The organism is Nonomuraea sp. KM90 (assembly GCF_052246675.1).
In the GTDB taxonomy this organism is placed as follows: domain Bacteria; phylum Actinomycetota; class Actinomycetes; order Streptosporangiales; family Streptosporangiaceae; genus Nonomuraea.
Map to the genome: position 1 here is coordinate 1 of NZ_JBQQCB010000148.1, position 23,365 is coordinate 23,365.

Genomic DNA, 23,365 nt, shown 5'->3' on the forward strand with positions numbered 1-23,365 from the left:
GGCCGGGACGGCACGCTGACGCTGTGCAACGACGCGGCCCGGCTGCTGCTCGGCCTGCCCGCCGACGCCGAGGGCCGGCACGTGCGCGAGCTGGGCCTGGCCGAGGTGCTCACCGCCGGCGAGGAGCGGGTCCACCTGGTCGGCGACCGGGTGCTGGCCGTCAACAGCGCCGCCAGCAGGCTCGGCACGGTCGTCACCGTACGCGACCACACCGAGCTGCAGGCGCTGACCGGCGAGCTCGACGCCGAGCGCGGCTTCGCCGACTCGCTGCGCTCGGCCGCGCACGAGTCGGCCAACCGGCTGCACACCGTCATCACGCTGGTGGAGCTGGGCCGCACCGAGCAGGCGGTGGCCCTGGGCACCGCGGAGCTGCGGGCCGCGCAGGAGCTGACCGACCGGGTGGTGGGCTCGGTACGCGAGCCGGTGCTGGCGGCGCTGCTGCTGGGCAAGAGCGCCGAGGCGGCCGAGCGCGGGAGTGAGCTGGTCATCAGCCAGGACAGCGAGCTGGACGACCCGGGCCTCGACCCGCGCGAGCTGGTCACGATCGTGGGCAACCTGATCGACAACGCGTTCGACGCGGCCTCCCGGGCGGAGGTGCACCTGAGCGGGGACGAGCGGGGCGTGGTGATCAGGGTGTCCGACGACGGGCCCGGGCTGACCGGCCCGGCGGCCTTCGAGAAGGGCTGGACCACCAAGGGCGACGGGCACGGGCTGGGCCTGGCGCTGGTGGGGCAGGCGGTGCGGCGGCTGGGCGGCACGATCGAGGTGGCGGGCTCGACGTTCACGGTGAGGCTGCCCCGATCATGACCGTCCCGGTGCCGGGCTCGAGCCCGGTCATCTCCGTTCTGGTGGTCGAGGACGAGGAGATCACCGCCGAGGCCAACCGCATCTACGTGGAGCGGGTGCCCGGGTTCGAGGTGGCCGGGGTGGTCCGGTCGGGCCAGGAGGCGCTGCGCTTCCTGCGCGGGCGGCCCAGGGATCGGCCCGTGGACCTCATCCTGCTCGACCTGTACCTGCCCGACATGCACGGGCTGGAGGTGTGCCGGGCGGTGCGCGCGGCCGGCCTGATGTGCGACGTGATCGCCGTCACCTCCGCGCGCGATCTGGCCATGGTGCGTTCAGCGGTGTCGCTGGGGATCTCCCAGTACCTGCTCAAGCCGTTCACGTACGCGACACTCGCCGAGAAGCTCACGCGTTACGCCCGGTTCAAGGAGGAGGCCGGCCTGGCGGTCGGGCAGGGCGACGTGGACCGGTTGCTGGGCGCCCTGCGCGGCCCCTCGGAGCTGCCCAAAGGCATGGCGCGGGACACCCTGGACACCGTGGTGGCACGGTTGCGGCAGCACCCGCACGGGATGGGCGCGCAGGCCGTGGCCGAGGCGATCGGGGTGTCCCGTGTGACGGCCCGGCGCTACCTGGAATACCTGGTCGAGCTGGGTGTGGCGGCCCGCATCCCGCAGTACGGCGGAGTGGGTCGGCCAGAGTTGCTCTACCGGATCCCCATGGAAAGTTAATGACGGTGACGCTGGCCGTTCAATCCAGCCCTCTAGCTTCTGGGTGCAATCCGATGCACTGAGGAGACACACCTTGCGAGTCCTGGCCGTAGTTCCCGCCCGCGGAGGTTCGGCGGGCGTACCCCTGAAGAACCTCGCCCTGGTGGGGGGCGTCCCGTTGGTCACCCGGGCGGTGCGGGCCTGCCTGCGCGCCGAGCTGGTGGACCAGGTCGTGGTCAGCACCGACCACGACGGGATCGCCGAGACCGCCAGGGAGGCGGGCGCGATCGTGGTGGAGCGCCCGGCGGAGCTGAGCGGCGCGACCGCCTCCAGCGAGTCCGCGGTGCTGCACGCGCTCGACGCCCTGGGCGAGGACCCTGAGGTCGTCGTGCTGGTGCAGGCCACCAGCGCGTTCATCGACCCCGACGACCTGTCGGCGGCGGTGCGCAAGGTGCTCGACGGCGAGGCCGACTCCGTCGTGTCCGGGCTGCCCACGCACGAGTTCCTGTGGACGGCGACCGGCGGCGGCATCAACCACGACCCGGCCGTCAGGCAGCGCCGTCAGGACCGCGCGCCGGAGTTCCGCGAGAACGGCGCCTTCTACGTCATGCGCACCGCCGGCCTGCGCGAGCACGGCCACCGCTTCTTCGGCGAGATCGCCGTCCAGCCGGTGCCCACCAAGCACGCCATCGAGATCGACAACCCGGAGGACCTGGAGCTCGTGCGCGCGCTCGCCCCGTTCATCGACACGCCCGAGCCGATCGACGTGGACGCCGTCATCACCGACTTCGACGGCGTGCACACCGACGACCGCGCCTACGTCGACTCCGACGGCCGCGAGATGGTGCTGGTCAACCGCTCCGACGGCATGGGCGTCGCGCTGCTCAAGCGGTCCGGCGTGAAGGTGCTGGTCATGTCCACCGAGCAGAACCCGGTGGTGGCCGCCCGCGCCCGCAAGCTCGGCGTGCCCGTGCTGCAGGGGCTGGCCGACAAGCGGACCGTGCTGCGCGACTGGCTGAGCATCGAGGGCCTCGACCCGGCCCGCGTGGCCTACGTCGGCAACGACGTCAACGACCTGGGCCCGATGGCGGAGGTCGGCTGGCCGGTCGCCACCCCCGACGCGCACCCGCGGGTGCGCGCCGCCGCCCGCGTGGTGCTGACCAGGCCCGGCGGTTCCGGCGCGGTGCGCGAGCTGTGCGACCGGGTGGTGGCCGCCCGGCCCGAGCTGCCCGCCGCGCCCGCCTCGGAGATCCGCACGCGGCCCCGCCTCGGACCGGTGGCGATCGGCGAGGTGATGGTGGGCCACGGCGAGCCGGTGTACGTCATCGGCGAGATCGGCATCAACCACAACGGCGACCTCGACCTGGCCAGGCAGCTCATCGACGTGGCGGCCGACGCCGGCTGCCAGGCGGTCAAGTTCCAGAAGCGCACCCCCGCGATCTGCGTGCCCGAGGAGCAGAAGGGCCAGATCAGGCAGACGCCGTGGGGCGAGATGACGTACCTGGAGTACAAGGAGCGCACCGAGTTCGGCCGGGACGAGTACCGGCAGATCGCTAAATACTGCGACGAGCGCGGGCTGCACTGGTTCGCCTCGCCGTGGGACGTGCCGTCGGTGGAGTTCCTGGAGGAGATGGACGTCCTGGTGCACAAGGTGGCCTCGGCCAGCGTGGCCGACCACGAGCTGCTGCGCGCCCTGGCCGCCACCGGCAAGCCGATCATGCTCTCGACCGGCATGTCCACGCTGTCGGAGATCGACGCGGCCGTCGAGATCCTCGGCACCGAGAAGCTGATCATGATGCACGCGACGTCCACGTACCCGCTGCCTCCCGAGGAGGCGAACCTGCGGACGATCACCACGCTCAAGGAGCGGTACGGTGTCCCCGTAGGCTATTCCGGGCACGAGCGCGGTCTGCAGATCTCCCTGGCCGCCGTCACGCTCGGAGCGGTCTGCGTGGAGCGGCACATCACCCTCGACCGGACGATGTGGGGCTCCGACCACGCCGCCTCGCTGGAGCCGTCCGGGCTGGAGCACCTGGTCCGCGACATCCGCATCATCGAGCAGGCCATGGGCGACGGCGTCAAGCGCGTCTTCCCCGGCGAGGAGGCTCCGAAGGCCCGCCTGCGCCGGGTGACCGTCTGACCGTTCCCATCAGGAGAAACGCACATTGATCACGCTCTCGGTCGTCGTGCCCGTACGGGACGGCGAGCGCTTCATCGCCGACGCGCTCACCTCCCTGTCCCGCAACGCGCGCCACGACTTCGAGTTCATCGTCGTGAACGACGGGTCCGTGGACGCCACGGGGGACATCATCGACGACTTCGCCGGTGACCTCCCCGGGCTGACCGTGGTCCGCAACCCCGCTCCGGTGGGGCTGGCGGACGCGCGCAACACGGGCCTGTCGGCCGCGACGGGCCGGTACGTCACGTTCATGGACGGTGACGACTGGCTCGCCCCCGGCTACCTGACGCGGCTCGTCGAGGCGATCGACGGGCTCGGCTGCGACTTCGTACGCGCCGACCACGTGCAGGTCGAGGGCCGTAAACGGGTCGTGCACCGCGCTCCGCTGGCGCGGCGGGGCGTGGTGCTCGATCCCCGCGACGCCATCCTGCCCGCGAGCGTGCGGACCATGGTGGACTACCCGTACGCGTGGGCGGGGATCTACCGCCGCTCCCTGGGCGACCTGCTGCACTTCCCCGGCTCCCTGCACACCGCGGAGGACCGGCCGTGGATCTGGCGGCTGCACCGGGAGGCGGCCTCGTTCGCGGTGGTGTCGCTGGCCGGGGTGTTCTACCGGCGGCTGGTGTCCGGCTCGCTGACGCAGGTGGGCGACGAGCGCCAGCTGCACTTCTTCGACGCGTTCGAGCTGGTCCTGAAGGACCTGGAGCCGGAGTTCCTGCCCAAGGCGGCCCGCAACTTCTGCGCCCTGCTCGCCCACCACCTGGAGATCGGCGACCGGTTCACCCCGGCGCTGCGGGCCCGCTTCGAGGAGCGCGGCGCGCAGATGGTGCGGGCGCTGCCGCCGGAGCTGGTGGCCGAGTCGGTGGCGCGGATGTCCGTCGAACGCGAGGCCACGTTGCGGGCCCTGGTGCCCGACCTGCCCCCAAGCCAGCACGTCCGGGTCCGCCGTGACCGGGAGGAGTCCTAGGTGAAGCTCTTCTACGCCTCAACCCTGTTCGGGGCGATGTCGCTGGCGGCCGCGATCGACGACGGCCGCTTCGGCGACGGCCGCCGCGTGCTCGTCGTGTCCACCAACGCGGCCATCCCCGAGGTGGCCACGCCGCTGGACAAGACGCCCGGCTTCGCCGTGCTGCGCTCGCGCTTCGACGAGGTGCACTCGTGGAACGAGCTCATCGCGCCGCTGCACCCGTCGGACTGGCGGGCGCGCGTCATCGAGGTGCCGATGATGGAGCGCCTCATCAGCTCCCACTGGGGCCTGGAGGGCGTCGAGGAGCTGGTGCTGGAGTCGATCGCGGTGCCGCCGGCCCGCACGATCGCGGGGCTGGTGCGCGACTGCCCGATCACGGTCTACTCCGACGGGCTGATGAGCTACGGCCCCACCCGCGACCCGCTGCCCGCGGAGATCTTCCGCCGCATCGGCCGCCTGATCCACCTGGACCTGGTGCCGGGGCTGAAGCCGCTGCTGCTCAGCGAGTACGGCGTCGCCCCCGAGATCCTGCCCGACGAGCGGTTCCTGTCGATCGTGCACGAGGTCACCGCCACCGCCCCCGACATGCTGGCCGGGCAGGCGATCATCCTCGGCCAGTACCTGTCGGCGCTGGAGATCGTCACGCCGGAGGAGGAGGCGGGGCTGCACGAGACGATGCTCAAGGCCCTGGCCGCCCGCGGCTGCACCAACGTCGTCTTCAAGCCGCACCCGGCCGCCGGGCGGCGGCACGCCCAGCTCCTGCGCGCCGCCGCCGGCTCGTTAGGGGTGCGCCTGTCGGTGGCCGGGGAGAGCGTGCCGGCCGAGGTGTGCTTCGCGGCGCTGCGGCCCGAGCTGGTCGTGGGCTGCTTCTCCACCGGGCTGGTGACCGCGCAGCGCTACTTCGGGCTGCCGGTGGCGTCGTACGGCGCGGACCTGGTGCTGGAGCGGCTGACCCCGTACGAGAACAGCAACCGGATCCCGGCCACGATCGTGGACGCGCTGCTGCCCCGGCTGACGGCGGAGGGCGGCCTCGACCGCCCGCCGGTCACGGACCTGCCGGCGCTGGTGCGGGCGGTGGGCTACTGCATGCAGGCCGACACCTACCCGGACCTGCGGCCGGACAGCATCGACTTCGATCCGCGCTACTTCAAGCGCAAGCGCCTGGAGACGCTGGGCTTCGCCGACAAGCCCAGCGCCCTCACCAGGATCCGCAGGAAGATCAGGTCAGCGATCTGAGGTAGCGGCGCATGCGGCGCTTGGCCTTGTATCCCGCCCGGAGCATCTTGGGCGGCACCTCCACCCGGAGGCGGGCCCTGCGCCGCCCCGCCGCGTGCTCCGGCCCGTCGAGCAGCGACCTGGCGGGCACCCGCGGCCTGGCGATCGCCAGCCCGGTCAGCAGCCCCGCCCAGTCGTTGCGCTCGGCCGGGTGGAAGTAGTTGGCCGCGCACCAGGCCGGCGAGGCGTCGTGGAAGCCGCCCGCGGCCAGCTCGTCGAGCGTGCCGAGCAGGTCGCTGCCCTCGAACACCAGGTTGATCATCTCGGCGCTCACGCCGAAGTCGCTCAGCACCAGGGACGGCACGCCCATGGCGATGGCCTCCAGCGCCGCCGTCGAGCTCACCGTGACGAACCCGGCCGCCCGCTCCAGCTGGTCGTGCATCGAGCCGGCCTCGAACGCCAGCCGGCCCGGCTCGCCCATCTCCCGCCACAGCCGCTGGTAGTGGTGGCGCTCGTTGTGCGTCTGCCGCTCGTCCTCCAGCGCGCGCAGCTTGACCACCACGTCCAGGTCCGGCCGCCGCCCGGCCAGCTCGGCCAGCGACTGCAGGATCCGCTCGCGCTGCTCCCGCTCGCGCGGCACCTTGGCCTGGGTGGCGAAGACCACCCGGTTGCCGCCCCGCGAGGTCAGCTCGGGCCGCAGGAACGGCAGCCGGGCCAGGCCCACCGCCCCTCCCCCGCCGAGCCGGGCGGCGATCTCGGAGAACTCGGCCACCTCCCGCTCGCTGTGCACCACGAACAGGTCGCAGCCGCTGCGGAACAACCATGCCTTCTCCGTCGCCGGCACCGAGATGCCCGGCAGCCCGCTGGCGAACACCGGCCGCGGACGCAGCCCGTTGAGCACCTCGGCCACCAGCACGTCCACCACCGGGCCCGTGCAGGCCACCAGGATGACGTCCGGCTGCGTCCGCTCGGCCAGCCGCCGCACGGAGCGCGCGGACAGCACCGTCGGCGCCTCCCGCCCGCCCACTGCGGCGGCGATCTGCTCCGGCGAGGGGGCGATCGGGGTGCGCACCACGACCAGCTCTGTCACGCAGCCCGAAGGCAGGTCACCGAGCAGGCAGGCCGCCCATTTCAGATACGAGTCGGAGTCGGCGACCGCCAACACTCTCACCCGGACACTCCAGTCAAATGTGATCGCAGGGCGGGGGCCGCCCTGCTGGTCCACCAGTCATCGGGAACGTCCACGGGCTCGACGGCGACACCGCGCGGGCTGAGCAGCACCCGCAGCGAGGTGATCGCGGTCGAGGGAAGGCTGAGCACGCGCTGCCCGGCATCCAGCCCGCGCAGCGTCAGCTCGGCGGGCACGCCGGCGTCGTGGACGGTGATGCCGGGGCGCTCCCTGATCAGCGCGACGTCCACGGGGTCCTCGCGGCGGTGCGGGTAGTAGGCCAGCGGCTCGCGCGCGGCCAGGTCCGTCAGCCAGCGCAGGTAGTGGTCGCGGTGCACCAGGCCGTTGCGGACGAGCGAGGTGCCGAGCACGACCGTGCGCTCGGCGGGGCCCTCGGCGCTGAGCGGCTGGGCGCGCAACCAGGCGAAGTCGTGGCGGACGAGGTCGACCCCGGCGCGGCGGACGGCCTCCTCGAGCTTGTCGTCCACGGACAGGGCGGTGAAGACCGACACCTTGCTCATGCGCAGCCGGAGCGCGGCCGCCACGCCCAGCGCGGCACGCAGCCGGGTGGGCTGGGCGCGGGCGCGCAGCAGCGGGCGGTACGGGCCGGCGGCGAGCAGCTCCAGCAGCCGGAGCGTGGCCAGCCCGTCGTCCACGATGACGATGTGGCCGGGCCTGGAGGTGAGCCAGCGCAGCTGGACCTTGCCGGAGAAGGCGTCTCCGACCGCCTGCACGCGCCTGGGCATGCGCTCGCGCGGCTCGGCCAGCTCGAGGCCCTCCGGGAGCCCCAGGGCGCGCAGCTCGCGCCGCGTGGCCTTCAGGGGCCGCAGGCCCGCACGTGGCACGATGGCCGTCGCGGGTCCGAGGAGCCCGGCGTGGTGGGCCTCGACGGCGCACAGCATCTGGAGCGGGGACTCCACCCAGGCCGACGCCTGTTCGACCACTCCTTGCCCTCCCAGCGGGGTGATGGCCCGTTCACGACCGCTTCAAGCTAGCCCCACCGGCTTAAGCTCTCAGAAACGCGACGTGAACAATGGAGGGTATGAATTCGCTCATGCTCAACAGCGACGGCGTGCAGATCCCGCAGCTCGGGTACGGCGTCTGGCAGGTACCGGCCGACGAGGCCGAGCACGCGGTCGCGACCGCGCTCAAAGCGGGCTACCGGCACGTCGACACCGCCGCGGCCTACGGCAACGAGGAGGGCGTGGGGCGAGCCGTGCTCGCGAGCGGGCTGCCCCGCGAGAAGGTATTCGTGACCACGAAGCTGTGGAACGGCGACCACGCCCGCGCGGAGGCGGCCTTCGACGAGTGCCTGACCCGGCTGGGCCTCGACCACGTAGATCTTTTCCTCATCCACTGGCCGGTGCCGAAGCAGGACAAGTACGTGCAGGCGTGGAAGGCGATGGAGAAGATCTACCGTGACGGCCGGGCCAGGGCCATCGGCACGTCCAACTTCACCGTCGACACGCTCACCCGGCTCATGGACGAGACCGACATCACCCCGGCCATCAACCAGATCGAGCTCCACCCCTACCTGCAGCAGCGGGAGATGCGGGCCTTCCACGAGGCCAACGGCATCCTCACCGAGGCGTGGAGCCCGCTCGGGCAGGGCAAGGGGCTGCTCGCGGACCCGGCGCTGGCGGTGCTGTCGGAGAAGTACGGCAAGACGCCCGCGCAGATCGTGCTCCGGTGGCACCTGCAGCTCGGCAACGTGGTCATCCCCAAGTCCGTGACGCCCGCGCGGATCGCCGAGAACATCGACGTGTTCAGCTTCATCCTCGACGCCGAGGACATGGCGGCCATCGGCGCGATGAACAGGAGCAGGCGCATCGGCCCCGATCCCGAGACTTTCAACATGACGTGAGTGACCGGAGTGGCTCATGTGACGTAAAGGAATTACCGTTACATGACGCCGCCATAAGTCACCTTTTACCGTCCGTATACGATCTGCCGCGTGCAAGATTTCACATGGGGAATTGCGGCGACCGGCGGCATCGCGCGTACCGTGGGGGCCGCCATCGTGGCGGAGCCCGGGATGCGGGTGGCCGCCGTCGGATCCAGGAACCTCGCCAGGGCGCAGGCCCTGGCCACGACTTTGGGGGCGGAGTCGGCGTACGGCTCTTATGAGCAGCTGTGCGCCGACCCGGCGGTGGACGCGATCTACGTCGCGACGCCGCACGCGCAGCACCTGCGGGTGGCCGAGGCCGCCATCGCCGCGGGCAAGGCCGTGCTCTGCGAGAAGCCGCTGGCGGCGACCGTGGACGACGCGGAGAAGATGGTGCGCCTGGCGCGCGAGGCGGGCGTGTTCCTGATGGAGGCCATGTGGATGAGGTTCAACCCCCTCATCCGGCGGATCGCGACCGACCCGCGCTTCGGCGAGATCCGCTCCGTGCAGGCCAGTTTCGGCTTCGCCCTGCCGTACGACCCGGCGCACCGGCTGTGGGCGCCGGAGCTGGGCGGCGGCGCGCTGCTCGACCTGGGGATCTACCCGTTCGGCCTGGCCCAGCTCCTCCTGGGCATGCCCGCTGACCTGCGCATCACCGGCTCCCTGGCCCCGAACGGGGTGGACGCGGAGGCGGCCGGCGTATTGCTCTACCCCGGTGGCAGGCATGCTCTCGTGGCCACCTCATTGCTGGGGAATTACCCTAACCAGGCCAGTGTTGTAGGTACTCAGATGCGGGCGGACATCCAGGCGCCGTTCTGGGCCCCGCAGCGGATCCTGCTCACCGGGCCCTCCATGGAGCCGGAAGAGCACGTGCTCGATCCGGCGGACAACGGATACGCCGGAGAGCTCCGCGAAGTCCGCGCCGCCACGGCCGAAGGCAGGACCGAATCCTCGATCATGCCGCTTGACGAATCCCTTGCCATGATGGGGCTTCTGGCCGACGCACGCAGGCAACTTGCCTAGCCGCGCTTTTATGGATTTGTAATCCTCTTGCCTCATGTATTACCTTATGGGGCAACTTGAGGCATACGTCCGGTTTGTCCGGCTATGTCTGACCATCGCACGACAAATCACAGGATCGCCCTGTGACCGCTGAATCCGCGTCCGCGCGGAACCGGGGACCCATGTCCTTTGGGGTGAATCGGCACTCCGGTGCCGTAGGGCAGCTTCCACGCCCGAACCCGTCAGCTAACCCGGTAAGCGGCATGGAAGCAAGGAGTAACCCCCTCGATGGCCAAGCACCGTATTTCCGCTGCCTCGAAGACCACCATCGCCCGCGCCGTCCTCGGCGCCACCGTCATCGCCTCGGCCCTCGGCGCCAACGCCGTAGCCGCCAATGCCGACACCGCCACCGGCGTCGCCGCGGCCACCGCCGCCAGGCACCCGGACACCGCCATCGCCGCCCACAAGGCCGGCGACAGGGTGGAGGAGACCAAGGTCAACGTCACCGCGGACCAGGTCCTCGCCCTCGCCAGGGCCCAGGTCGGTACCTCCGAGAACGCCTACGGCGGCGGCACCAAGTACCAGCAGTGGTACGCCGCCTCCAAGCGCGCCGCCGAGACCGTCGCCCGTGACGGCGGCAACCGCGCCGCGTACCTGAACGCCGCCTGGTGCTCGATGTTCGTCTCCTGGGTCGGCGAGCAGACCGGCGCCCGCCCGCAGGTCGGCTGGGACGCCTACACCGTCGCCCACGCCAAGTGGTTCGCCGCGAACCACCGCTTCGGCACCGTCGCCAAGCCCGGCGCCGTGGTCTTCTTCTCCTGGGACGGCGGCAAGAGCCTCAGCGACATCCAGCACGTCGGGTTCGTCGTGAAGGACAACCAGAACGGCACCATCTCCACGATCGAGGGCAACACCGGCAACGGCCGGGTCGAGGAGCGCATCCGTCCGAAGTCCAAGGTCTTCGGTTACGGCTACCCGCAGTACCGCGCCTGACGGACTCTGGCTGAGGGGGTTCCCCCGCCTTCCCTGAACTCGACGAGCACGCGTCCCCGAATGGGACGCGCGCTCGTCGCGTTTCCCGGCTTCCCCCGGCGATGCCGATGCCCGCCATGAGCGTGCCGGGCACCGGTCCTCGGCGTGGCGGCATGCTCACCAGCACCCCTGCTCGGGCGCCGGCGGGCCTCGCGATGACCCGCGGCGCTCCCCGCGTCACAGCCCGTCGGCCGCCGTGAAGGCGTCGCGCTGGATGGCATGCAGCTCGGCGTACGGGCCGGGGCGGGCGACGAGGTCGTCGTGGGTGCCACGCTGGACGACCCGGCCGCCGTCGAGCACGACGATCAGGTCCGCCGTCCGCACCGTGGGGAAGCGGTGGGTGACCAGCAGCGTGACGGTCCAGGGGTGGCGGCGGGCGGCCTCGGCGTAGCGGGCGAAGACGGCGCTCTCGGCCGGGGCGTCGAGGGAGGCGGTCGGCTCGTCCAGCACCAGCAGGAGCGGGGCCTCCCGCATCGAGCAACGCGATCAGCGGCGCGGCGCCGCCGTGGGAGACCAGCCGGCCGAGCGGCACCGTGCCGAGCGGGCCCAGCGTTGCCGCGCCCGCACCGAACAGGCCGAACGGCACCAGGCGGCAGGGCCCGGCCAGCGGCAGCAGGCCGGCGAGACGGACAGCCCTCACGCCAATCCAATGCGATCACATTGGTATGCCATGTGCCCGACGGTAACCCCGCCGCGCTCGGCGGGTCAAACCGATGCGGGCACATCGGGATAAGCCCGGCTCACTCCAGGAAGAACGCGGCCAGCGCCCCGGCGACCCCGTCCGGGTCGTTCTCCATCGGGATGTGACCCGCCTTCGGGATGCGCACCAGCCTGGTGGCGGGCATCTCGGCGGCGAACCGCTCGGCCTGCCGCACCTGCTGGAACTGGTCGTCCTCACCCCAGACCAGCAGCTTCGGCGTACGGTCGGCCCGCAGCGCCGGGACCAGGTCGAGCGTGTAACGGCTGTCGGCCGCGCCCGCCAGGGCCAGCCACGACCGGCAGACCCGCGGGTCGGTCCAGGGGTCGAGGTAGTCGGCCAGCTCCTCCTCCGTCGCCGGACGGGCCAGCGCGGCACCTACGGCGATGCGGCGCGCGGCCAGCACGTCCTCGGCGGTCGTCGCGGCGGCCACCGCCGGGTCGCGGTAGCGGGCCACCGCGGCCACCGGCCAGGAGTCGTACGTGACCGAGTTGACCAGCGCCAGCCTGCGCACCCGCACCGGCCCCGCGGCCAGCAGGTGCTGCGCGACCGCGCCCCCGATGTCGTGCCCGGCCACGGCCACCGGCTCCTCCGCCCCCACCGCCGCCGCGAAGCGGGCCACCCACTCCGCCAGCGCCGGAACGGCCGCCGTCTCGACCGTCAACTCCCCCTCCGAGCGCCCCAGACCGGGCAGGTCGACCGCGACCGGCCGCAGCCCGGCCGCGGCCAGCCGGTCGATCACGGGCGCCCAGACCCGGCTCCAGTACGTGCCGTGCAGCAGCAGCACCATCGGGCCCCGCTCCCCGGCCGTCAGATAGCCGGCCCGCCGCCCGTCTACGTCAATCGTCTCTCGCGTGGTCATGGCATAACCATCGTGTTCTGCTCCAGCCCCGGTCAAATACCAACTAGGGTATGTCGGCATGACATTGGCGCAGCTCAGAGTGCTCGTCGCGGTCGCCGACCACGCCGGCTTCACCACCGCCGCCGACCACCTCGGCATGTCCCAGCCCGCCGTCAGCCGCGCCGTCGCCACGCTGGAGCGCGAGCTCGGGGCGACCCTGTTCGTCCGCCACCGCGACGGCATCGCCCTCACCGAGGCCGGCCGCCGCGCGCTCGCCCGGGCCCGCGAGGCCCTGCGGCACTTCGACCTCATCCGCGCCGACGTGGCCGCCGCCAACGGCCAGATCACCGGCGAGCTGCGCCTGGCCAGCCTGCCCAGTGCCACCGGCACGATCGTGGCGAAGCTGCTGCGCGCCTTCACCGACCGCTACCCGCAGGTCCGGGTGCGCCTGTTCGAGGGCGTGGACGACGACATCCGCGACTGGCTGCACCGCGGCGCCGCCGAGATCGGCGTCGTCACCCTGCCCGCCCCCGGCCTGCACACCACGCACCTCAGCACCCACGACATGGTGGCCGTGCTGCCGGCCGGGCACCCGCTGGCCGCCCACCCGGTCGTGCGCCTGCCCGACCTGGCCGGCCAGCCGTTCATCCTGACCACCGCCGGCTGCCGGCCGCTGATCACCGGCGCGGCGACGGGAGAGGGGGTGCGGCTGGACATCGCCCTCGAGGCGAGCGGGCCCGCCGCCATCCTGGAGATGGTCGGCGCCGGCCTGGGGGTCAGCATCGTGCCCACGCTGGGCCTGCCCGCCGACCTCGGCTCGGTGGTCACCCGGCCCCTGGAGCCGGCGATGACCCGAACGCTGGCCCTCGCCGTCCCGTCGCCGGAGGACTGCGCGCCCACGGCGCGCGCTTTCCTGGACGAGCTGGCCGCCTTTACACTGTAGATTTATTACGGACGGGAGCCGTTCGAGACCTGACTCGAGTACGTTCTGGACGGCATCGCGGCCCGGGCTCGGCGGGAAACAACGCGGAACAACGCGCCGGGAGCGTGTCGATCCGCGGCGCGGCCGTTCGACGCGTCGGGTGAGGGCGGCTCCCGGGGCCGCCACGGAAGCGGAGGAGAGCACAGCGGTGAAGTTCATGATCGTGGGCAAGGGCAGCGCGGAGACCGAGGCCGGGGTCCTGCCCAGCCAGGAGCTCGTGGACAACATGCACGCCTACAACGAGTCCCTGGCCAAGGCCGGGGTGCTGCTGGCCGGCGAGGGCCTCTACCCCAGCTCGCAGGGGGCGCAGATCGCCTACAGCGGTGGCCGGGCGAGCGTGATCGACGGGCCGTTCACCGAGGCGAAGGAGTTGATCGCGGGCTTCTGGCTGATCCAGGTCAAGTCGCGCGAGGAGGCCATCGAGTGGGCCCTGCGGATTCCGGTGCCGCCGGGGCACGACGGGATCGGGCTGGACGTGTGGCGGGTGTTCGACGCCTCGGACGTACCGGACGACTCGATGCCCGCCGAGGAGCGCGAGCGCGAGGAGGCGCTGCGCCAGCGGCTCGGCGTGGACGACCCCGGCGCCTGACCCCCTGGCGCCTGACCCCCTGACCGGACCGGGTTGCGACGGCGGGCGCGGGGCTGGTCTCATGGGCCCGTGACGGCTTCCGACACCCATCGCGCGATCGAAGCGGTCTGGCGCATCGAGGCGGCCCGGCTCATCGCCGGGCTCGCCGGTATGGTGCGCGACGTCGGCCTGGCCGAGGAGCTGGCGCAGGACGCGCTGGTCGCCGCCCTGGAGCAGTGGCCCGCGTCCGGCGTGCCGCGCAACCCCGGCGCCTGGCTGATGACCGTGTCCAAGCGCCGCGCCATCGACCTGATCCGCAGGAACGAACGCCTCCAGCGCAATCTCGCCGAGCTCGGCCACCGCCTCGACCTGGAGGAGGAGCTGCCCGAGGTCGACGAGATCGAGGACGACCTGCTGCGGCTGGTGTTCACCGCGTGCCACCCCGCGCTGTCGGTGGAGGCGCGGGTGGCGCTGACGCTGCGCGTGCTCGGCGGCCTGACCACCGACGAGATCGCGCGGGCGTTCCTGGTCTCGGAGTCCACCGTGGCCCAGCGCATCGTCCGCGCCAAGCGCACCCTGGCCGACCAGCGGATCCCGTTCGAGGTGCCGCAGGGCGCGGAGCTGGCCGGCCGCCTGTCGTCCGTGCTGGAGGTCATCTACCTCATCTTCAACGAGGGCTACTCGGCGACCGCCGGTGACGACTGGATGCGCCCCGCGCTGTGCGAGGACGCGCTCCGGCTGGGCCGCGTGCTGGCCGGCCTGATGCCCAAGGAGCCCGAGGTGCACGGCCTGGTCTCGCTCATGGAGATCCAGGCGTCGCGCTCGGCCGCCCGCGTGGGCCCGTCCGGCGAGCCCATCCTCCTGCTGGAGCAGAACCGCGCCCGCTGGGACCGGCTGCTCATCGGCCGCGGGCTGGCCGCGCTCGACCGGGCCGAGGAGCTGGCCGGCACGCCCGGGCCGTACACCCTGCAGGCGGCCATCGCCGCCTGTCACGCCCGCGCCGTCGACGCGGAGGACACCGACTGGGTGCGGATCGCGAGCCTGTACGAGTCGCTGGCCCGGATGTCCCGCTCCCCGGTCGTGGAGCTCAACCGGGCGGTGGCCCTGTCGATGGCGTACGGGCCGGCGACCGGGCTGGAGCTCCTCGACCAGATCGTGGACGAGCCGACGCTCAAGGACTATCACCTGCTGCCCAGCGTGCGCGGTGACCTGCTGTTCAAGCTGGGGCGGATGGAGGAGGCCAGGTCGGAGTTCGAGCGGGCGGCGGGCATGACCCGCAACGCCCGCGAACGCGCCCTCCTGGAGGAGCGTGCCGCGGCGGCGAAACCCCCGGAGCTGTGAGGAGACCCGTGCCACCACGACTCGAAGAGATCACCCCAGGCAACCTCTCCGCCGCCCTCGGCATCAAGGTGAGCCCGGAGCAGGAGGCGTTCGTCGCCCCGGTGATGGCCTCACTCGCCGAGGCGTACGCCGCCCGCCACACCGCCTGGCCCCGCCTGGTCCGCGACGGGGAGCGGGCCGTGGCGTTCGTCATGGGCAACTTCGACCCCGGCAACGAGATCGGCGCCTTCCGCTGCGGCATCTGGCGCCTCAACGTGGCCGCCGGGGAGCAGGGCAAGGGCTACGGCCGCTTCGCCGTGCGGGCCGTGTGCGAGGAGGCCCGGCGGCGCGGCCATCGGCGCGTCACGGTCCTGTGGGAGCGCGGCACGGGCGGGCCCGAGCGGTTCTACCTGCGGCTCGGTTTCAAGCCGACGGGTGAGGTGCTGTACGGCGAGACGGTGGGCGAGCTGCTCCTGTGACCCTTGGATCGATGTGTCGGAAGTAGTGGAACCCTTGACGCCATCACTGGACGGCCACGTGCACAGCGAGTGGTCCTGGGACGCCCCGGCGGGCTCGATGGAACGCTCCTGCGCGCGGGCGGTGCACCTCGGCCTGCCGGCGATCGCCTTCACCGAGCACGTCGACCACACGGTCTGGACGATCGTCCCCGACCCCGACGACCACCTCGCGACGCTGACCACGCCGGAGGGGCGGCTGACCCCTCCGGCGTTCGACGCGCTCGGCTACCTGGAGGAGATCGACAGGTGCCGGGACCTGTTCCCGGACCTGCGGATCCTGACCGGCCTGGAGCTCGGGGAGCCCCACCGGCACACCGCGGCCGTCGCGAAGGTGCTCGGCGCCGGCCGGTTCGACCTGGTGCTCGGCTCCCTGCACTGCCTCCCGATCGGCGACGGCTTCGCCGAACCGCCGGGCCACTACGAGCGCCGGGCCGCGGCCGACGTCGTCCGGGACTACCTGGCCGAGGTCGCCCGGCTCGTCGCCGGGAGCGACGTGTTCTCGGTGCTGGCCCACATCGACTATCCGATCCGCTACTGGCCGGAACGGACGGCGGGCCCGTTCGACCTGGCGGTGTTCGAGGAGGAGTTCCGGCACGCGCTGCGGGCGACCGCCGCGTCGGGCCGGGCTCTGGAGATCAACACGCGCCTGCCGCTGAACCCGGCGATCGTGCGGTGGTGGCACGAGGAAGGCGGGGACGCTGTCACCTTCGGCAGCGACGCCCACGACCCCTCGTCCGTGGCCCACGGGTTCCGGGAGGCGGCGGACATGGCGGCGGCCCACGGGTTCCGGCCGGGGCGGGACCCGTACGCCTTCTGGGGGCGGCGATAGGCCCACCACACGAGACAAATCTTCTCACTATCTGGACGGAGATCGGGACGCGACGGCCCCGCCGCCGCACTCCCCCGGCGGCGTGACTGCCGGTTGTCAGCGGGGGCAAGGGCAGGCTGTGCGGGTGACATGCCCTTGATGCGACACAAAAGATGTCTCTTGTGGTGGGAGCGCTCCCAATCAGCTCTTTGGGCTATTTATCGTGGAAAATCCGGTTTCACAGTTGTAAACCGCACCATAGGTAACGGTTGCGTTTCGCGGGATTGACGTCCAGACCCCGCAAGTGCACCCTTTGTGGGAGCGCTCCCAAAGTCTCCCACCGCGGCGGAGCGCGTGCCGCGGTGCACCTCCCCACCATTCACCCGAGAAGGGGTCCACCATGATGATCAGCAAGCGTCGCGGCGGTCTTGCCGCGGCCTCGGCCCTGGCCGCGGCGGCGCTGGCCGTCGCGTCCTGTGGTTCCGGCAGCACGCCGGAGTCCAGCGCTCCAGCGTCGTCAGCGGCGGCTGAGCCGGTCACGATTCGCGTCCAGACGTTCGGCGGCGGCTCCAACTTCGGCTACAAGAACGCCGTCGACAAGTGGAACGCCGAGCACAAGGACATCCAGATCAAGTACGAGAACCTGACCGACCAGTTCGAGCAGCAGTACTGGCCGCAGATGATCCAGTGGCTCCAGGCCGGCAGCGGCGCGGGCGACGTCGTCGGCATCGACGAGGGCGGCATGGGCCTGGCCAAGGCGCGCAGCGAGTGGTGGGCCGACCTGAAGGAGTACGGCCTGGAGTCGCGCAAGGCCGACTTCCCCGCGTGGAAGTGGGAGAACGGCGTCGCGGCCGACGGCAAGGTGTTCGGTCTGGGCACCGACATCGGCGGCATGAGCATCTGCTACCGCACCGACCTGTTCAAGAAGGCCGGGCTGCCCACGGACCGCGACAAGGTCAGCGCGCTGTGGCCCACGTGGGACGAGTTCATGAAGGTCGGCCAGCAGTTCCAGTCGAAGGTCAAGGACACCAAGTGGGCTGACGGCACCAACACGCTCTACCAGGTGGTGCTCTACCAGGAGGCGGCCAAGAACGGCAACGTCAGCTACTTCGACACCAGCAACAACCTCATCGTCGACAAGAACCCGGCGGTGAAGACGGGCTTCGACTTCGCCCAGAAGATGAGCCAGCAGGGCCTGACCGCCAAGCTGCGCAACTTCACCGACGAGTGGGCGGCGGGCACCCAGAAGGGCGCGTTCGCCACGGTCGGTTGCCCGTCGTGGATGCTCGGCGTGGTCAGCGGCAACGCGGGCGACGCCGGCAAGGGCCAGTGGGACGTGGCCGCGGTGCCCGGTGGCGGCGGCAACTGGGGCGGCTCCTGGCTGGCCGTGCCGAAGCAGTCGAAGCACCCGAAGGAAGCGGCCCAGGTGGCCGACTACCTGACGCAGGCGACGACGCAGGCGAGCATCTTCACCGACTTCGGGAACATGCCGAGCAACACCAAGGCTCAGCAGGACCCGGCCGTGCAGGGCGCGAAGAACGAGTTCTTCAACGACGCCCCCATCGGTGAGATCTTCGCCAAGTCGGCGTCGAGCCTCCAGCCGGTCTTCCTCGGCGTGAAGCACGCCCAGGTCAAGAACGCCATCGAGTCCGTCATCCAGGGCATGGACGACGGCTCCGTCCCCTACGACAAGGCCTGGCAGCAGCTGGTCGACGACGCGGTCAAGGCCGCGGGCTGATCTCCCCGCCCGGCCCGCCAGGAGCGGGCCGGGCATGTTGCCGCTGAAAGGTCTGTTATGAGCCTCGACACCCTTCCGCGGGCGGCACGGAACACCCACCGCCGTGACCGCCCGCCCGGCCGCCGCTGGCGTTCCAGAATGGACGTCAAGGCGATGCCGTACGCCCTGGTGTCTCCCTACTTCCTGCTGTTCGCCGCCTTCGGGCTTTTCCCGTTGGTCTTCACGCTCTACTACTCGCTCTACGACTACGACCTCGCCGGGACCACGGAGTGGGCCGGGCTGGGCAACTACACCGCGCTGCTGGGGGACGACGACTTCTGGCGGGCCGTGGTGAACACGGTGGGCATGTTCGTGCTCGCCACCGTCCCGCAGATGCTGCTCGCGCTGTTCCTGGCCAACGCGCTGAACAAGCGCTTCCGGTTCCGCCTGGCGATCCGCATGAGCGTGCTGCTGCCGCTCGTGACGTCGGTGGTCGCCGTCTCGGTGGTGTTCACGCAGCTGTACGCCCGCGACTGGGGCCTGGTCAACTGGATCCTGGGCCAGTTCGGCATGGAGACCACCAACTGGCGGGCCGAGCGGATCCCGTCGTGGATCGCCATCGCCACCATGGTCGACTGGCGCTGGACCGGCTACAACGCGATCATCTTCCTGGCCGGCATGCAGACGATCCCGCGCGACCTGTACGAGGCCGCCGCGATCGACGGTGCCTCGCGGCGCAGGCAGTTCTGGCAGATCACGCTGCCGATGCTGCGCCCGACCATGATCTTCGTGGTGCTCAACTCCACGATCGGCGGGCTGATGTTGTTCGCCGAGCCGATCACGTTCTACAACGGCAACCCCGACGGCGGGTCGCAGGGACAGTTCCAGACGGTGGCCATGTTCATCTACAAGCAGGGCTTCCGTGAGTACGACTACGGCTACGCCTCCGCGGCCGCATGGCTGCTGTTCCTGCTCATTCTCGTTGGCGCGCTCATCAACTTCCTGGTCGTGCGCAGGATCGGGGGCACGAAATGACCAACTGGTCACCGACCATCATCACCAGGGTCATGCTGGCCGTGGCCATCGTCCTGTCGGCGTTCCCGCTGTACTGGATGCTGGTCATCGCCTCGCGCACCAACGCCGACGCGATCGCGGTGCCGCCCGTGTTCCTGCCGGGCGGGAACCTGGGCGAGAACATCGTCGCGGTGCTCAACAACGAGGACGCCAAGTTCCTGACCGGCCTGACGAACTCGTTCATCGTGGCGAGCGTCGTCACCGTCTCCGTGGTCATCATCTCCACGCTGGCCGGCTTCGCCTTCGCCAACCTCAGCTTCAAGGGTCGTAACCTGCTGCTGCTGCTCGTGCTGCTGACGATGGCGGTGCCGCTGCAGCAGATGGGCGTGGTGCCGCTCTACCGGCTCATGGTGAGCCTGGAGTGGACGGGCACGCTCACGGCGGTGATCCTGCCCTACCTGCTCAACGGGTTCGGCGTGTTCCTGATGACCCAGTACACCCGGCAGGCCGTGCCGATGGAGCTGGTCGAGGCCGCCCGGGTCGACGGCGCGGCCACGCTGCGCATCTGGTGGAACGTCGTGCTGCCGGCCGTGCGTCCGGGCATGGCCGTGCTCGGCATCAACACGTTCATGCTCATCTGGAACGACTACATGTGGCCGCTGATCGTGCTGACCCCGGACAACCCGACGGTGCAGACCGCGATCACGAACCTCAACGAGCGGTTCTCCACGAACTACACGTTGATCTTCGCAGGTACGGCGCTGTCCATCATTCCGCTCATCGCGGTATTCATCGCATTCGGCCGCCAGATCGTCGGCGGACTCATGGAAGGTGCGGTCAAGGCGTGACGACTCAAGAGGAACAGACGCGTTCCGGCCTGCGCTTCCCCACTGGCTTCGCGTTCGGCGCGGCGACGTCGGCGTACCAGATCGAGGGCGCCGTCGCCGAGGACGGCCGCGGCACCTCCATCTGGGACACCTTCACCAAGACCCCGGGCAGGGTGCTCAACGGCCATCATGGTGACGTCGCCATGGACCACTACCACCGGTTCAAGGAAGACGTCGCGATCATGGCGGACCTGGGCCTGACGGCCTACCGCTTCTCGGTCTCCTGGCCGCGCATCCAGCCGACCGGCTCCGGCGCGGTCAACCAGAAGGGCCTCGACTTCTACCGGCGGCTCACCGACGAGCTCCTCCGGCAGGGCATCGACCCCTGGCTGACCCTCTACCACTGGGACCTGCCCCAGGCGCTGGAGGACCAGGGCGGCTGGCCCAACCGTGACACGGCCTACCGCTTCGCCGAGTACGCCTCGGCGGTGCACGAAGCGCTGAAGGACCACGTACACACCTTCAGCACCGTCAACGAGCCATGGTGCGCCGCGTTCCTCGGCTACGCCTCGGGCGAGCACGCCCCGGGCAGGCGCGAGCCGCAGAACGCGATCAGGGGCGCGCACCACCTCAACCTCGCGCACGGGCTGGCCGTCCAGGCGATGGGCGCCCGGCGGGTCGGCGGCTGCGTGAACCTGTACGCGGTCACCCCCGCCACCGACAGCGAGGCGGACCTGGACGCGGCCCGGCGCATCGACGGGCTGCAGAACCGGTTCTTCCTCGACGCCCTGCTGACCGGACAGTATCCGCAGGACGTGCTCGACGACCTGGGGATGGACCCGGAGGTCATCCAGCCGGGCGACATGAAGACCATCGGTTCGCCCATCGACGTGCTGCTCGTCAACTACTACAGCCGCTTCACGGTCTCGGGAGCACCAGGCGGCAGGGCGTCGGCGGCGGCGGCCCCCACGGACTCGGCTTCTCCGTGGGTGGGCAGCGAGCACGTGTCCTTCGTCAACGGCGGCCGGCCCGTCACCGCGATGGGCTGGGAGATCGACGAGGGCGGCCTGGTGGAGATCCTCACCCGGGTGGCGCGGGACTACCCGCCGATCCCGATGGTGGTCTCGGAGAACGGCGCCGCCTTCGACGACGTGCTCGTCGACGGCCGGATCCACGACCGGGAGCGGCAGGCGTACGTGGAGGCGCACCTGGGCGCCTGCAAGGAGGCCATCGAGGCGGGCGTGCCCCTGGAGGGCTATTTCGCCTGGTCACTGATGGACAACTTCGAGTGGGCCTGGGGTTACGGCAAGCGCTTCGGCCTGGTACATGTGGACTTCGAGACCCAGGAACGGCTGCTCAAGGACAGCGCGCTCTGGTACTCGGAGATCATCCGGCAGAATAGGCGCCATGAACCGACCGACTCTTGAGGCAGTCGCGGCTCGGGCCGGGGTAGGCCGGGGCACGGTGTCGAGAGTCATCAATGGCTCGCCGAACGTCAGCGCCAAGGCCCGCGAGGCCGTTGAGCTGGCCATCCGCGAGCTGGGCTACGTGCCCAACCGTGCGGCGCGGGCCCTGGTCACGCGCCGCACGGACACGGTGGCGCTGGTGGTGTCCGAGTCCCAGTTCCGGGTCTTCGACGAGCCGTACTTCGCGGGCACCATCCGCGGCATCGGCTCGGCGCTGGCCGAGACCGGGTTGCAGCTCATCCTGGCGATGGCACGCACCCCGGAGGAGCACGCGCGGCTGGAGCACTACCTGACGGGGCAGCACGTCGACGGCGTGCTGCTCCTGTCGCTGCACGGCGCCGACCCGCTGCCGGGCAGGCTCGAGGCGATGGGCGTGCCGACCGTGCTCGGCGGCCGCCCCGTCGGCCTCGACCCCTACAGCTACGTGGACATGGACAACAGGGCAGGAGCCCGGCAGGCGGTCAAGCACCTGCTGGGCCTGGGCCGCACCGGCATCGCCACGATCGCCGGCTCCCAGGACATGGGCGTGGGCGTCGACCGCCTCTCGGGCTACCGCGACGCGCTGCTGCCCTCGGGGCTGCCGGAGCTGGTGGCCTACGGTGACTTCTCCGAGCACAGCGGCGCGGCGGCGATGACCGAGCTGCTGCGGACGCATCCCGAGCTCGACGCGGTCTTCGCCGCGTCCGACCCGATGGCGCTGGGCGCGATGCGCGTGCTCAAGGCCGCGGGCCGGGCGATCCCCGGCGACGTGGCGGTGATCGGCTTCGACGACTCCAAGGCCGCGCTGCACGCCGACCCGCCGCTGACCACCGTCCACCAGCCGACCGAGGCCATGGGCCGGCAGATGGCCCAGCTGCTGGTGGCCCGCATCAACGGCCGGGAGCTGCGCCAGCCCGTCGTGATCCTCGACACGCACCTGGTGCGCCGCGAGTCCGCCTGACGGGGAAGCGCCCCGGCCCGCCGCGGTCCCGGGCGGGGGCGGGGGCGGGGCGCCATGTGACATCGACAGGGAGGTGCCGTGGACAGCAGGACGAAGCGCCGGTTATCGGAGGCAGAGCTGGACGCGCTGGTCCGGCGGGCGGTGGGCACGGGCATCACCGCCGCCACCGAGCTGACCGACGGCTACGCCAACGCCGTCTGGCGGCTGAAGCTCGACGACGGGCGCGAGGCGGTGCTCAAGCTGGCTCCCCCGCCCGACCTGGAGCAGCTCAGCTACGAGCGCAACCTGCTGCGCATGGAGGCCGCCGCGATCGGCCTGGCGCTGGAGGCCGGCGTGCCGGTCGCCGGGCTGCTGCGGGCCGGGTTCGACGACCCGGTGCTGGGCGGCGACTACCTGCTGCTGGCCGCGCTCGACGGGGTGTCGTGGAACGACGTCAAGCCCGAGGGCGAGGCCGCGCTGCGCCGGGAGCTGGGCGGGCATCTGGCCCGGTTCAACACGGTGACGGGCGAGGTGTTCGGCTACCCGCACGCCGGGATCGTGGGCGCCACGTGGCGGGAGGCGTTCCTGGCGATGGTGGCGGCGCTGCTGGGCGACACCGAGCGCTACCCGACACCGCTGCCGCGCCCGGCCGCGGAGATCATGGCCGTGTGCGAGGCCGCGGCGCCGGCGCTGGACGAGGTGACGACGCCGCGGCTGGTGCACTTCGACGTGTGGGCCGGCAACGTCTTC

General features: G+C 71.3%; 23 protein-coding genes and 1 riboswitch. Of the genes, 19 read left to right on the forward strand and 4 right to left on the reverse strand.

Features of this window, described 5'->3' with window-relative positions; translation table 11 throughout:
* The 5 genes from ACTWPW_RS55585 to ACTWPW_RS55605 form a co-directional block, all read left to right on the forward strand.
* A partial coding sequence (locus ACTWPW_RS55585; protein ID WP_443173768.1) for a sensor histidine kinase occupies window positions 1-807 on the forward strand: 807 nt, incomplete at its 5' end.
* The gene (locus ACTWPW_RS55590; protein ID WP_443173769.1) at window positions 804-1,511 is read left to right on the forward strand and encodes a response regulator; all 708 of its coding nucleotides are present in this window, start codon (window positions 804-806) and stop codon (window positions 1,509-1,511) included. The genes ACTWPW_RS55585 and ACTWPW_RS55590, both read left to right, overlap by 4 nt.
* A gap of 73 nt (window positions 1,512-1,584) precedes the next feature.
* A complete protein-coding gene (locus ACTWPW_RS55595) occupies window positions 1,585-3,630 on the forward strand; it encodes an N-acetylneuraminate synthase family protein (RefSeq protein ID WP_375116520.1) in 2,046 nt (681 codons plus the stop codon).
* 25 nt (window positions 3,631-3,655) lie between these two features.
* Entirely contained in the window at window positions 3,656-4,636 is a 981-nt protein-coding gene (locus ACTWPW_RS55600) for a glycosyltransferase family 2 protein (RefSeq protein WP_364112258.1), read from the forward strand.
* The gene (locus ACTWPW_RS55605; protein WP_375116522.1) at window positions 4,637-5,872 is read left to right on the forward strand and encodes a polysialyltransferase family glycosyltransferase; all 1,236 of its coding nucleotides are present in this window, start codon (window positions 4,637-4,639) and stop codon (window positions 5,870-5,872) included. It begins immediately after the preceding gene.
* On the opposite strand, the gene ACTWPW_RS55610 is transcribed toward ACTWPW_RS55605, so the two are convergent.
* Both ACTWPW_RS55610 and ACTWPW_RS55615 read right to left on the reverse strand, forming a co-directional pair.
* On the reverse strand, window positions 5,856-7,022 hold the full coding sequence (locus ACTWPW_RS55610) for a DUF6716 putative glycosyltransferase (protein ID WP_443173770.1): 1,167 nt from the start codon (window positions 7,020-7,022) through the stop codon (window positions 5,856-5,858). The two genes, ACTWPW_RS55605 and ACTWPW_RS55610, sit on opposite strands and share 17 nt — an antisense overlap.
* The gene (locus tag ACTWPW_RS55615) at window positions 7,019-7,963 is read right to left on the reverse strand and encodes a hypothetical protein (protein WP_375116524.1); all 945 of its coding nucleotides are present in this window, start codon (window positions 7,961-7,963) and stop codon (window positions 7,019-7,021) included. The genes ACTWPW_RS55610 and ACTWPW_RS55615 overlap by 4 nt, the downstream gene beginning before the upstream one ends.
* Before the next feature lie 98 nt (window positions 7,964-8,061).
* On the opposite strand from ACTWPW_RS55615, the gene ACTWPW_RS55620 reads away from it, so the two are divergent.
* The 3 genes from ACTWPW_RS55620 (at window position 8,062) to ACTWPW_RS55630 (ending at window position 10,899) form a co-directional block, all read left to right on the forward strand.
* Window positions 8,062-8,883 carry an aldo/keto reductase gene (locus tag ACTWPW_RS55620; RefSeq protein ID WP_375116525.1) on the forward strand — a complete coding sequence of 274 codons (822 nt, stop codon included), beginning with the start codon at window positions 8,062-8,064 and terminating at the stop codon, window positions 8,881-8,883.
* A 90-nt stretch (window positions 8,884-8,973) separates the two neighbouring features.
* On the forward strand, window positions 8,974-9,927 hold the full coding sequence (locus ACTWPW_RS55625; protein ID WP_443173771.1) for a Gfo/Idh/MocA family protein: 954 nt from the start codon (window positions 8,974-8,976) through the stop codon (window positions 9,925-9,927).
* A gap of 117 nt (window positions 9,928-10,044) precedes the next feature.
* Window positions 10,045-10,182: riboswitch (cyclic di-AMP (ydaO/yuaA leader) on the forward strand.
* 12 nt (window positions 10,183-10,194) lie between these two features.
* Window positions 10,195-10,899: a CHAP domain-containing protein gene (locus ACTWPW_RS55630; protein WP_443173772.1), complete on the forward strand. Its 705-nt coding sequence runs from the start codon at window positions 10,195-10,197 to the stop codon at window positions 10,897-10,899.
* 216 nt (window positions 10,900-11,115) lie between these two features.
* On the opposite strand, the gene ACTWPW_RS55635 is transcribed toward ACTWPW_RS55630, so the two are convergent.
* Together ACTWPW_RS55635 and ACTWPW_RS55640 are read right to left on the reverse strand one after the other, a co-directional pair.
* Window positions 11,116-11,412 carry a hypothetical protein gene (locus tag ACTWPW_RS55635; protein ID WP_443173773.1) on the reverse strand — a complete coding sequence of 99 codons (297 nt, stop codon included), beginning with the start codon at window positions 11,410-11,412 and terminating at the stop codon, window positions 11,116-11,118.
* A gap of 266 nt (window positions 11,413-11,678) precedes the next feature.
* Window positions 11,679-12,497 (reverse strand): alpha/beta fold hydrolase, encoded by an 819-nt coding sequence (locus tag ACTWPW_RS55640; RefSeq protein WP_375116529.1) that lies wholly within the window; start codon window positions 12,495-12,497, stop codon window positions 11,679-11,681.
* A 58-nt stretch (window positions 12,498-12,555) separates the two neighbouring features.
* Here ACTWPW_RS55640 and ACTWPW_RS55645 point away from each other — a divergent pair, with 58 nt between their 5' ends.
* From ACTWPW_RS55645 to ACTWPW_RS55695, 11 genes are all read left to right on the forward strand, one after another.
* Window positions 12,556-13,419 (forward strand): LysR family transcriptional regulator, encoded by an 864-nt coding sequence (locus ACTWPW_RS55645; protein WP_375116530.1) that lies wholly within the window; start codon window positions 12,556-12,558, stop codon window positions 13,417-13,419.
* A 196-nt stretch (window positions 13,420-13,615) separates the two neighbouring features.
* Window positions 13,616-14,047: a YciI family protein gene (locus ACTWPW_RS55650; RefSeq protein WP_375116578.1), complete on the forward strand. Its 432-nt coding sequence runs from the start codon at window positions 13,616-13,618 to the stop codon at window positions 14,045-14,047.
* 69 nt (window positions 14,048-14,116) lie between these two features.
* A complete protein-coding gene (locus tag ACTWPW_RS55655) occupies window positions 14,117-15,367 on the forward strand; it encodes an RNA polymerase sigma factor (RefSeq protein ID WP_375116531.1) in 1,251 nt (416 codons plus the stop codon).
* Window positions 15,368-15,375: 8 nt separating this feature from the next.
* Window positions 15,376-15,825 carry a GNAT family N-acetyltransferase gene (locus tag ACTWPW_RS55660; RefSeq protein WP_375116532.1) on the forward strand — a complete coding sequence of 150 codons (450 nt, stop codon included), beginning with the start codon at window positions 15,376-15,378 and terminating at the stop codon, window positions 15,823-15,825.
* 34 nt (window positions 15,826-15,859) lie between these two features.
* Window positions 15,860-16,693: a PHP domain-containing protein gene (locus ACTWPW_RS55665; protein WP_443173774.1), complete on the forward strand. Its 834-nt coding sequence runs from the start codon at window positions 15,860-15,862 to the stop codon at window positions 16,691-16,693.
* Window positions 16,694-17,072: 379 nt separating this feature from the next.
* Window positions 17,073-18,410 (forward strand): ABC transporter substrate-binding protein, encoded by a 1,338-nt coding sequence (locus ACTWPW_RS55670; RefSeq protein WP_364112230.1) that lies wholly within the window; start codon window positions 17,073-17,075, stop codon window positions 18,408-18,410.
* 57 nt (window positions 18,411-18,467) lie between these two features.
* Entirely contained in the window at window positions 18,468-19,424 is a 957-nt protein-coding gene (locus tag ACTWPW_RS55675; protein WP_375116534.1) for a carbohydrate ABC transporter permease, read from the forward strand.
* The gene (locus ACTWPW_RS55680; RefSeq protein ID WP_375116535.1) at window positions 19,421-20,251 is read left to right on the forward strand and encodes a carbohydrate ABC transporter permease; all 831 of its coding nucleotides are present in this window, start codon (window positions 19,421-19,423) and stop codon (window positions 20,249-20,251) included. The genes ACTWPW_RS55675 and ACTWPW_RS55680 overlap by 4 nt, the downstream gene beginning before the upstream one ends.
* Window positions 20,248-21,657, forward strand: a complete 1,410-nt coding sequence (locus ACTWPW_RS55685) for a GH1 family beta-glucosidase (RefSeq protein WP_375116536.1) — start codon at window positions 20,248-20,250, stop codon at window positions 21,655-21,657. The genes ACTWPW_RS55680 and ACTWPW_RS55685 overlap by 4 nt, the downstream gene beginning before the upstream one ends.
* Window positions 21,638-22,636: a LacI family DNA-binding transcriptional regulator gene (locus tag ACTWPW_RS55690; RefSeq protein ID WP_364112222.1), complete on the forward strand. Its 999-nt coding sequence runs from the start codon at window positions 21,638-21,640 to the stop codon at window positions 22,634-22,636. Before ACTWPW_RS55685 ends, ACTWPW_RS55690 begins: the two co-directional genes overlap by 20 nt.
* A gap of 78 nt (window positions 22,637-22,714) precedes the next feature.
* On the forward strand, window positions 22,715-23,365 hold a 651-nt coding region (locus ACTWPW_RS55695), incomplete at its 3' end, for a phosphotransferase family protein (protein ID WP_443173775.1).

Coding starts and splice junctions, on each gene's coding strand:
- ACTWPW_RS55680 (WP_375116535.1), top strand. CDS start 19,421: ATGACCAACTGGTCACCGACCATCATCACCAGGGTCATGCTGGCCGTG.
- ACTWPW_RS55590 (WP_443173769.1), top strand. CDS start 804: ATGACCGTCCCGGTGCCGGGCTCGAGCCCGGTCATCTCCGTTCTGGTG.
- ACTWPW_RS55630 (WP_443173772.1), top strand. CDS start 10,195: ATGGCCAAGCACCGTATTTCCGCTGCCTCGAAGACCACCATCGCCCGC.
- ACTWPW_RS55645 (WP_375116530.1), top strand. CDS start 12,556: ATGACATTGGCGCAGCTCAGAGTGCTCGTCGCGGTCGCCGACCACGCC.
- ACTWPW_RS55650 (WP_375116578.1), top strand. CDS start 13,616: ATGATCGTGGGCAAGGGCAGCGCGGAGACCGAGGCCGGGGTCCTGCCC.
- ACTWPW_RS55675 (WP_375116534.1), top strand. CDS start 18,468: ATGAGCCTCGACACCCTTCCGCGGGCGGCACGGAACACCCACCGCCGT.
- ACTWPW_RS55620 (WP_375116525.1), top strand. CDS start 8,062: ATGAATTCGCTCATGCTCAACAGCGACGGCGTGCAGATCCCGCAGCTC.
- ACTWPW_RS55670 (WP_364112230.1), top strand. CDS start 17,073: ATGATGATCAGCAAGCGTCGCGGCGGTCTTGCCGCGGCCTCGGCCCTG.
- ACTWPW_RS55690 (WP_364112222.1), top strand. CDS start 21,638: ATGAACCGACCGACTCTTGAGGCAGTCGCGGCTCGGGCCGGGGTAGGC.
- ACTWPW_RS55635 (WP_443173773.1), bottom strand. CDS start 11,412: ATGCGGGAGGCCCCGCTCCTGCTGGTGCTGGACGAGCCGACCGCCTCC.
- ACTWPW_RS55640 (WP_375116529.1), bottom strand. CDS start 12,497: ATGACCACGCGAGAGACGATTGACGTAGACGGGCGGCGGGCCGGCTAT.